Annotated in this window: 5 protein-coding genes; 1 reads left to right on the top strand and 4 read right to left on the bottom strand. The window is 44.4% G+C overall.

Annotated elements, in window-relative coordinates:
* Positions 1 to 295 precede the first annotated feature (295 nt).
* From ACZM60_RS14210 to lysS, 4 genes are all read right to left on the bottom strand, one after another.
* Entirely contained in the window at positions 296 to 1024 is a 729-nt protein-coding gene (locus ACZM60_RS14210; protein ID WP_021971058.1) for an inorganic diphosphatase, read from the bottom strand.
* Between the two features lie 125 nt (positions 1025 to 1149).
* Positions 1150 to 2496, bottom strand: a complete 1347-nt coding sequence (locus ACZM60_RS14205; RefSeq protein ID WP_340319470.1) for a glucose-6-phosphate isomerase — start codon at positions 2494 to 2496, stop codon at positions 1150 to 1152.
* Between the two features lie 15 nt (positions 2497 to 2511).
* Entirely contained in the window at positions 2512 to 3507 is a 996-nt protein-coding gene (locus ACZM60_RS14200) for an NAD(P)H-dependent glycerol-3-phosphate dehydrogenase (protein ID WP_021971106.1), read from the bottom strand.
* A gap of 1 nt (position 3508) precedes the next feature.
* Positions 3509 to 5239, bottom strand: a complete 1731-nt coding sequence (gene lysS / locus ACZM60_RS14195; protein ID WP_021971105.1) for a lysine--tRNA ligase — start codon at positions 5237 to 5239, stop codon at positions 3509 to 3511.
* 139 nt (positions 5240 to 5378) lie between these two features.
* On the opposite strand from lysS, the gene ACZM60_RS14190 reads away from it, so the two are divergent.
* Positions 5379 to 6143, top strand: coding sequence for an amidohydrolase (locus ACZM60_RS14190; protein WP_489521814.1), 765 nt, complete (start codon positions 5379 to 5381; stop codon positions 6141 to 6143).
* Positions 6144 to 6309: the final 166 nt, after the last annotated feature.

Here is a 6309-nt window from a genome sequence, read left to right as displayed (position 1 = left end):
GTTAATTTGTAATTAATTGTTTGTCAGACTTAAATATACAAAATAATTCGGTGATTACCAACTTTTAAAGATACTTTCTTATCCCGAACTCACGTATTTTTATATCAATTGGGTGACCGATTCGGTGACTTCTTTTTGTTTTTAGGCAGGAAAATTTATGTTGGGGTGTGTAGAAATCGCGGAGAGATAAAACAGAAAAGGCTGCTTCGTCACGAGGCAGCCTTCCCGAATATCCAATTGAATTTGTTAGGGTTAGTATAAGCATTTGTAAATGCTCAAATGCAAATATACGATTTTATTTGATTGCTTGGTAAAAATTTTCCCAATTCTTGTTGAAATCCGGCATGGAGTGGAACAGATAATTGGCTCCTTCATCCAGCAGAACTTTGTCGGGCAGCGGACCGGTATTGACTGCTACGGTAAAGATACCTGCTGCAACTCCGGCACGGACTCCCAGGGGGGCGTTTTCTACCACGATGGCTTCGTTGGCTTCGACACCGGCTTTCTGGAGTCCCATGAGATAGGGTTCCGGGTTAGGTTTGCCGTATTTCACGTCGAATGCGGTGACCATCAGTTCGGCCTTGAATATTCCGGGAAAGTTTTTGTTTAAGCGTTCCAACAACGATTTTTGTCCCGAACCGGTTACAATGACGGGAATCAGACCTGCTGCCTTTATTTTGTTCAGCAATTCCAGGGCACCTGGCATCCGTTCAGCCTTGGGGAGTGAATTGAAAATGTTACTCTTTGTCTGATAGATTTCTTTTATTTCCTCTTCGGTTGCTTCGTGGTTCCGCTGGCGGCTGCTGACAATATTGATTGTAGCAGCTCCTGTACGTCCTTCGTGCATGTAGGCTTCTTCGGGGCTCAAGTGCATGCCGTATTGCTTCATTGCTTCATGCCAAGCTGTAGCATGGTTTTTCATGGAGTCGAATAGTACGCCGTCCATGTCGAACAATACAGCTTTCAGGTTCAGTTTGTCAAAGTGATGTGTGGTAAGATAATTGTTTATTGCTTGTTGGAACATTTCTTTTCAGTTAAGAATAATATATATAAATAATGAAGAATGAATAACGACCAGCGAGTAAGACCGTATCTGCAAGAGTTACTGCCTTCTCGATTTGTCATTATCCATTCTTCATTCAGTAGTCTTTATTTCAAGCGAGCTTGGATAGCCTTAGACTCTTCTTCGTATCCTGGTTTGTTCAGCAGGGCAAACATATTCTTCTTGTAAGCTTCTACACCCGGCTGGTTGAACGGATTAACTCCGAGCAGGTAACCGCTGATACCGCAAGCCTTTTCGAAGAAGTAAATCAACTGTCCCAGATAGTATTCGTTCAGTTTCGGAACGCTGACGCGCATGTTAGGTACGCCGCCGTCTACGTGTGCTAACTGAGTACCCAGTTCGGCCATTTTGTTTACTTCGTCTACGCGCTTTCCGGCAAGGAAGTTCAGACCGTCCAGGTTTTCTTCGTCAGAAGGTACACGGAGTTCGTGGTTCGGAGTTTCAATAGAAACAACAGTTTCGTAGATAGTACGTTCACCTTCCTGAATCCATTGTCCCATTGAGTGCAGGTCAGTAGAGAAGTCTACAGAGCTTGGGTAGATACCTTTGTGGTCCTTACCTTCTGATTCTCCGTAAAGTTGTTTCCACCATTCCATGAAGTAATGAAGTTTCGGCTGGAAGTTTACCAGAATTTCAATCTTCTTGCCGCTCTGATACAGTTCGTTGCGTGTCGCAGCATACAGAGCAGCCGGGTTTTCCATCATATTCTGGTTAGCACAAACCTCTTCCATCTTGCGTGCACCTTCTACCAACTGGTCGATGTCGATGCCTGCAACTGCGATAGGAAGCAAGCCAACCGGAGTAAGAACAGAGAAACGTCCACCTACGTTGTCAGGAATAATGAATGATTTGTAACCTTCTTTGTCGGCTGTTACACGGGCTGCACCCTTCTTTGCATCAGTTACTGCAACGATGACCTTACGTGCCATTTCCTTGCCGCGCTGGTCTTCGCATTGTTTTTTCAGCAGGCGGAAAGCCAAAGCTGTTTCGGTTGTAGTACCCGATTTAGAGATATTGATTACACCAAATTTCTTGTCTTTCAGGAAAGAAGTCAGCTCGTACAAGTAATCTTCACCAATGTTGTGTCCGGCAAAGATGATAGTAGGCTGTCCTGCTTTCTTTTCTTGCAACCACAAGAAGCTGTTGGACATAGCTTCGATAACGGCGCGGGCACCCAGATAGCTTCCGCCGATACCAGCAACAACTACAACTTCACAGTTTTCACGCAGAACCTGTGCGGTAGCTTTCAAGTCGTCCAGATGTTCTTTAGTAATGGAAGAAGGCAAATGTAACCAGCCCAGGAAATCGTTTCCCAGTCCTGTACCTTTTTCCAATGTTTCCATACATGCTCTTACCTTAGGTTCGTAAGCAGCTAGTTTGTCTTTGGAAATAAAACCTAAAGACTTGTTGATGTCAAGTTTAATATTTTCCATAAATATTCTTCTTTATTATCTGAATGAATCAGTCAGTAATTTGATTTCAATCATTGGAGAAATCCGTTCATACAAAATGTTGTAAACGGCGTCTACTATCGGCATGTTTACGTGCAGGTGCTTGTTCAGCTCCTTGATACATTTGGTACCGTAATAGCCTTCGGCTATCATTTCCATTTCTATCTGTGCACTTTTCACCGAATATCCTTTTCCTATCATTGTTCCGAATACGCGGTTGCGGCTGAAATTGGAATACGAAGTTACCAGCAAGTCGCCTAAGTAAGCCGAGTCGTTCGTGCACCGGTTCACCGGATGTACCGTATCGAGAAAGCGGTTCATTTCCTGAAGAGCATTCGAAACCAGTACCGCCTGGAAGTTATCTCCATATTTCAGTCCGCTGCATATACCGGCAGCGATAGCATACACATTCTTCAAGACAGACGCATATTCTATGCCTGCCACGTCGGTATTGACCGATGTCTTGATATAATGTCCCGAGAGCTGTCGGGCAAACATCTTTGCTTTTTCAATGTCCTTGCATCCTACCGTGAGGTAAGACAAGCGTTCCAGTGCCACTTCTTCTGCATGGCACGGGCCAGCCAGTACAGCAATGTTCTCTTCGGGAACATCGTACATTTGATGAAAGTAGTCGGACACAATCAGGTTCTCGTCGGGGACGATTCCCTTAATAGCCGTTACAATGAACTTATCCTTGAGTTTCGTTTTTAGCTTTTTAAGGTGGATTTTCAGATACGGCGAAGGAGTGACGAATATCAGTGTGTCCGATTCCTTCACTACCTTATTTATATCTGAAGAGAAGTTGATGCACTTCATATCGAAGCGCACACTGGTCAGGTAAGCCGGATTATGGCCCAGACGACGGAATTCTTCGATCCGGTCGTCACGGCGCATATACCAGTTTATTGAGTCTGCCTGGGTCAATATGATTTTTGCTATTGCCGTTGCCCAGCTTCCTCCACCCATGATTGCTATTTTCCCGGGGAGTTTCATTTTAGCCTATTTTCTGTATCCAGCCAGCTACTTCGTCGACGCTAGGATTCTTCAATTCTAATTTATATTTTTTATTCACTCCGCAAATGTCCTGATGCAGTTTCTGCGGATTTACATCTTTCATATCTGAAACCAGATTATAGCCTGCTTTCTGGATAACTGGTACCCATTCTTCAGGAACACCCAGTTCCATAAATTTTGCCGGAGCATCTTTCGGGATAACCTTTTCGGGACGCATCTGTGGGAAGAACAATACTTCCTGAATAGTGCTCTGTCCAGTCATCAACATAACCAGACGGTCCATTCCGATACCCATACCCGATGTCGGAGGCATACCGTATTCCAATGCACGAACAAAGTCCTTGTCGATAATCATTGCCTCGTCGTCTCCCTTTTCGCTCAGTCGCATCTGCTCTTTGAAACGTTCCAACTGGTCAATCGGGTCGTTCAATTCTGAATAAGCGTTACAGAGTTCCTTTCCGTTTACCATCAGCTCAAAACGTTCTGTCAGGTCTGGATTGTTACGGTGACGCTTGGTCAGCGGTGACATTTCAATCGGATAGTCGATGATGAAAGTTGGCTGGATGTAGTTGCCTTCGCAGAATTCGCCGAAGATTTCATCAATCAGCTTACCTTTACCCATGGTGTCGTCGATTTCCATGTTCAGCTTCTTGCATACTTCACGTATTTGATCTTCGTTCATGCCGGTCAGGTCATAACCCGTAAATTCTTTGATAGAGTCGAGCATGGTAACTCGTTTGAACGGAGCCTTGAAGTTGATTGTATTGTCGCCAATCTTGATTTCTGTTGTACCGTTTACATCCATACAGATCTTTTCAATCATGTTTTCAGTAAAGGTCATCATCCAGTTGTAATCCTTGTAGGCAACATAGATTTCCATACAGGTAAATTCTGGATTGTGTGTGCGGTCCATACCTTCGTTACGGAAGTTCTTTCCAATTTCGTATACACCTTCGAATCCGCCTACAATCAGACGTTTCAGGTAAAGTTCGCTGGCGATACGCATATACAATGGAATATCCAGTGCGTTATGGTGTGTAATGAACGGGCGTGCAGTTGCTCCACCTGGAATAGACTGCAGGATAGGAGTTTCTACTTCGATATAACCTTTCGAATTGAAGTACTCACGCATCGAGTTATATACTTTGGTGCGTTTCAGGAAAATATCTTTTACGCCGTCGTTGACAACCAGGTCTACATAACGCTGACGATAGCGAAGTTCGGGATCGTCGAACTTATCGTAAGCCACGCCGTCCTTATATTTTACGATAGGCAACGGACGGATAGATTTCGACAGCACGGTCAGTTTCTGTGCATGGATGGAAATTTCTCCCATTTGTGTACGGAATACAAAACCTTCGATGCCGATAAAGTCGCCCAAGTCGAGCAAGCGTTTGAATACTACATTATATAAATCTTTATTTTCATCCGGGCATATATCATCGCGGGTAATGTATACTTGAATACGACCTTTGGAGTCTTGTAATTCAATGAAAGAAGCCTTACCCATCACACGACGTGACATGATACGTCCTGCAACCGATACTTTGCGCGGTTCTGCCTCGTCGTCCTTGAATTCGGCTTTTATGTCAGTCGAAAATGCGTTGGTTACATACTCAGCAGCAGGGTATGGATCAATGCCCATCGCTCTCATTTCATTCAGGCTGTTACGTCTGATAATCTCCTGTTCACTTAATTCTAATACGTTCATTTGTTGATACATTAACTCAATTTTGCTACAAAAATAGCAAAGATTTTGTAAACAACATCTAAATCAGCTTACTTTTATTACCTTTGGGCCAGTTGAATTTTGGAAAAGGGATGTAAAAATGAATAGACAGACAACATTTTTGAAGGTTACAATCTTGCAGACGAATATCGTCTGGGAGGATGCGGTTGCAAACCGTAAAAGCATAGAAAAGCTGATGGAAGGGCATGAAGATACGGATTTGTTTGTGCTTCCCGAGATGTTTTCTACCGGTTTCAGTATGGCTCCCATGGAGATTGCCGAAGAGGAAGGAGGGGAAACCTTACAATGGATGCGCCGGATGGCGGAAATGCATCAGTGCGCCCTTGCTGGTAGTCTTTCGGTAAAGGAGTCGGGAATGTTTTACAACCGTTTTTATTTTGTCTGTCCCGACGGGACGATACACCGTTACGATAAGCGGCATCTGTTTACTTTCGGCGGGGAAGATAAGCAGTATACTTCCGGTGGAAAGCGGGTGATTGTTTCGTATGGAGGTTTTCGTATTCTTTTGCAGATTTGTTACGACCTGCGTTTTCCCGTGTGCTCACGTTGCCGGAACGATTATGATGTAGCGATTTATGTAGCCAACTGGCCTGTCAGCCGCCGGGAGGTATGGGATACACTGCTGCGGGCACGGGCACTCGAGAACCAGTGTTATGTGGTTGGTGTAAACCGGACCGGGCATGATCCGCAGTGTTCTTACAACGGCGGCAGCGTAATCATCAATCCTTATGGCAAGCTGATAGCGTCGTGTGAGAATGATAAGGAAGAAACGGCAACGGCTGTACTTGCACGTGAGCCGCTGGACACGTTCCGAAAACACTTTCCGGTGCTGGGCGACGGGGATGATTTCAATCTGATTCTTTAGGCTTTTTCAGAATTCGTGGAAACATTGATTTTCAATTGTCTGCATCTTTCGCAGAAAACATCCCGACGTGAAGGTGTGTCAAAAAGCACACCTTCTTTTTTAGCACAAAGCCCCGACTTTCACAAGCTGGGGCTTTGTTATTACCTAAAGATTTTGTATCTTTAAG

It is taken from the genome of Phocaeicola sp. (assembly GCF_057861905.1).
This window is presented reverse-complemented; position numbering and strand designations above follow the sequence as displayed.

What these genes read in the sequence shown, in the direction of transcription:
- ACZM60_RS14210 (WP_021971058.1), bottom strand. Translation starts at nt 1,024, where the DNA reads ATGTTCCAACAAGCAATAAACAATTATCTTACCACACATCACTTTGAC.
- ACZM60_RS14205 (WP_340319470.1), bottom strand. Translation starts at nt 2,496, where the DNA reads ATGGAAAATATTAAACTTGACATCAACAAGTCTTTAGGTTTTATTTCC.
- ACZM60_RS14200 (WP_021971106.1), bottom strand. Translation starts at nt 3,507, where the DNA reads ATGAAACTCCCCGGGAAAATAGCAATCATGGGTGGAGGAAGCTGGGCA.
- lysS (WP_021971105.1), bottom strand. Translation starts at nt 5,239, where the DNA reads ATGAACGTATTAGAATTAAGTGAACAGGAGATTATCAGACGTAACAGC.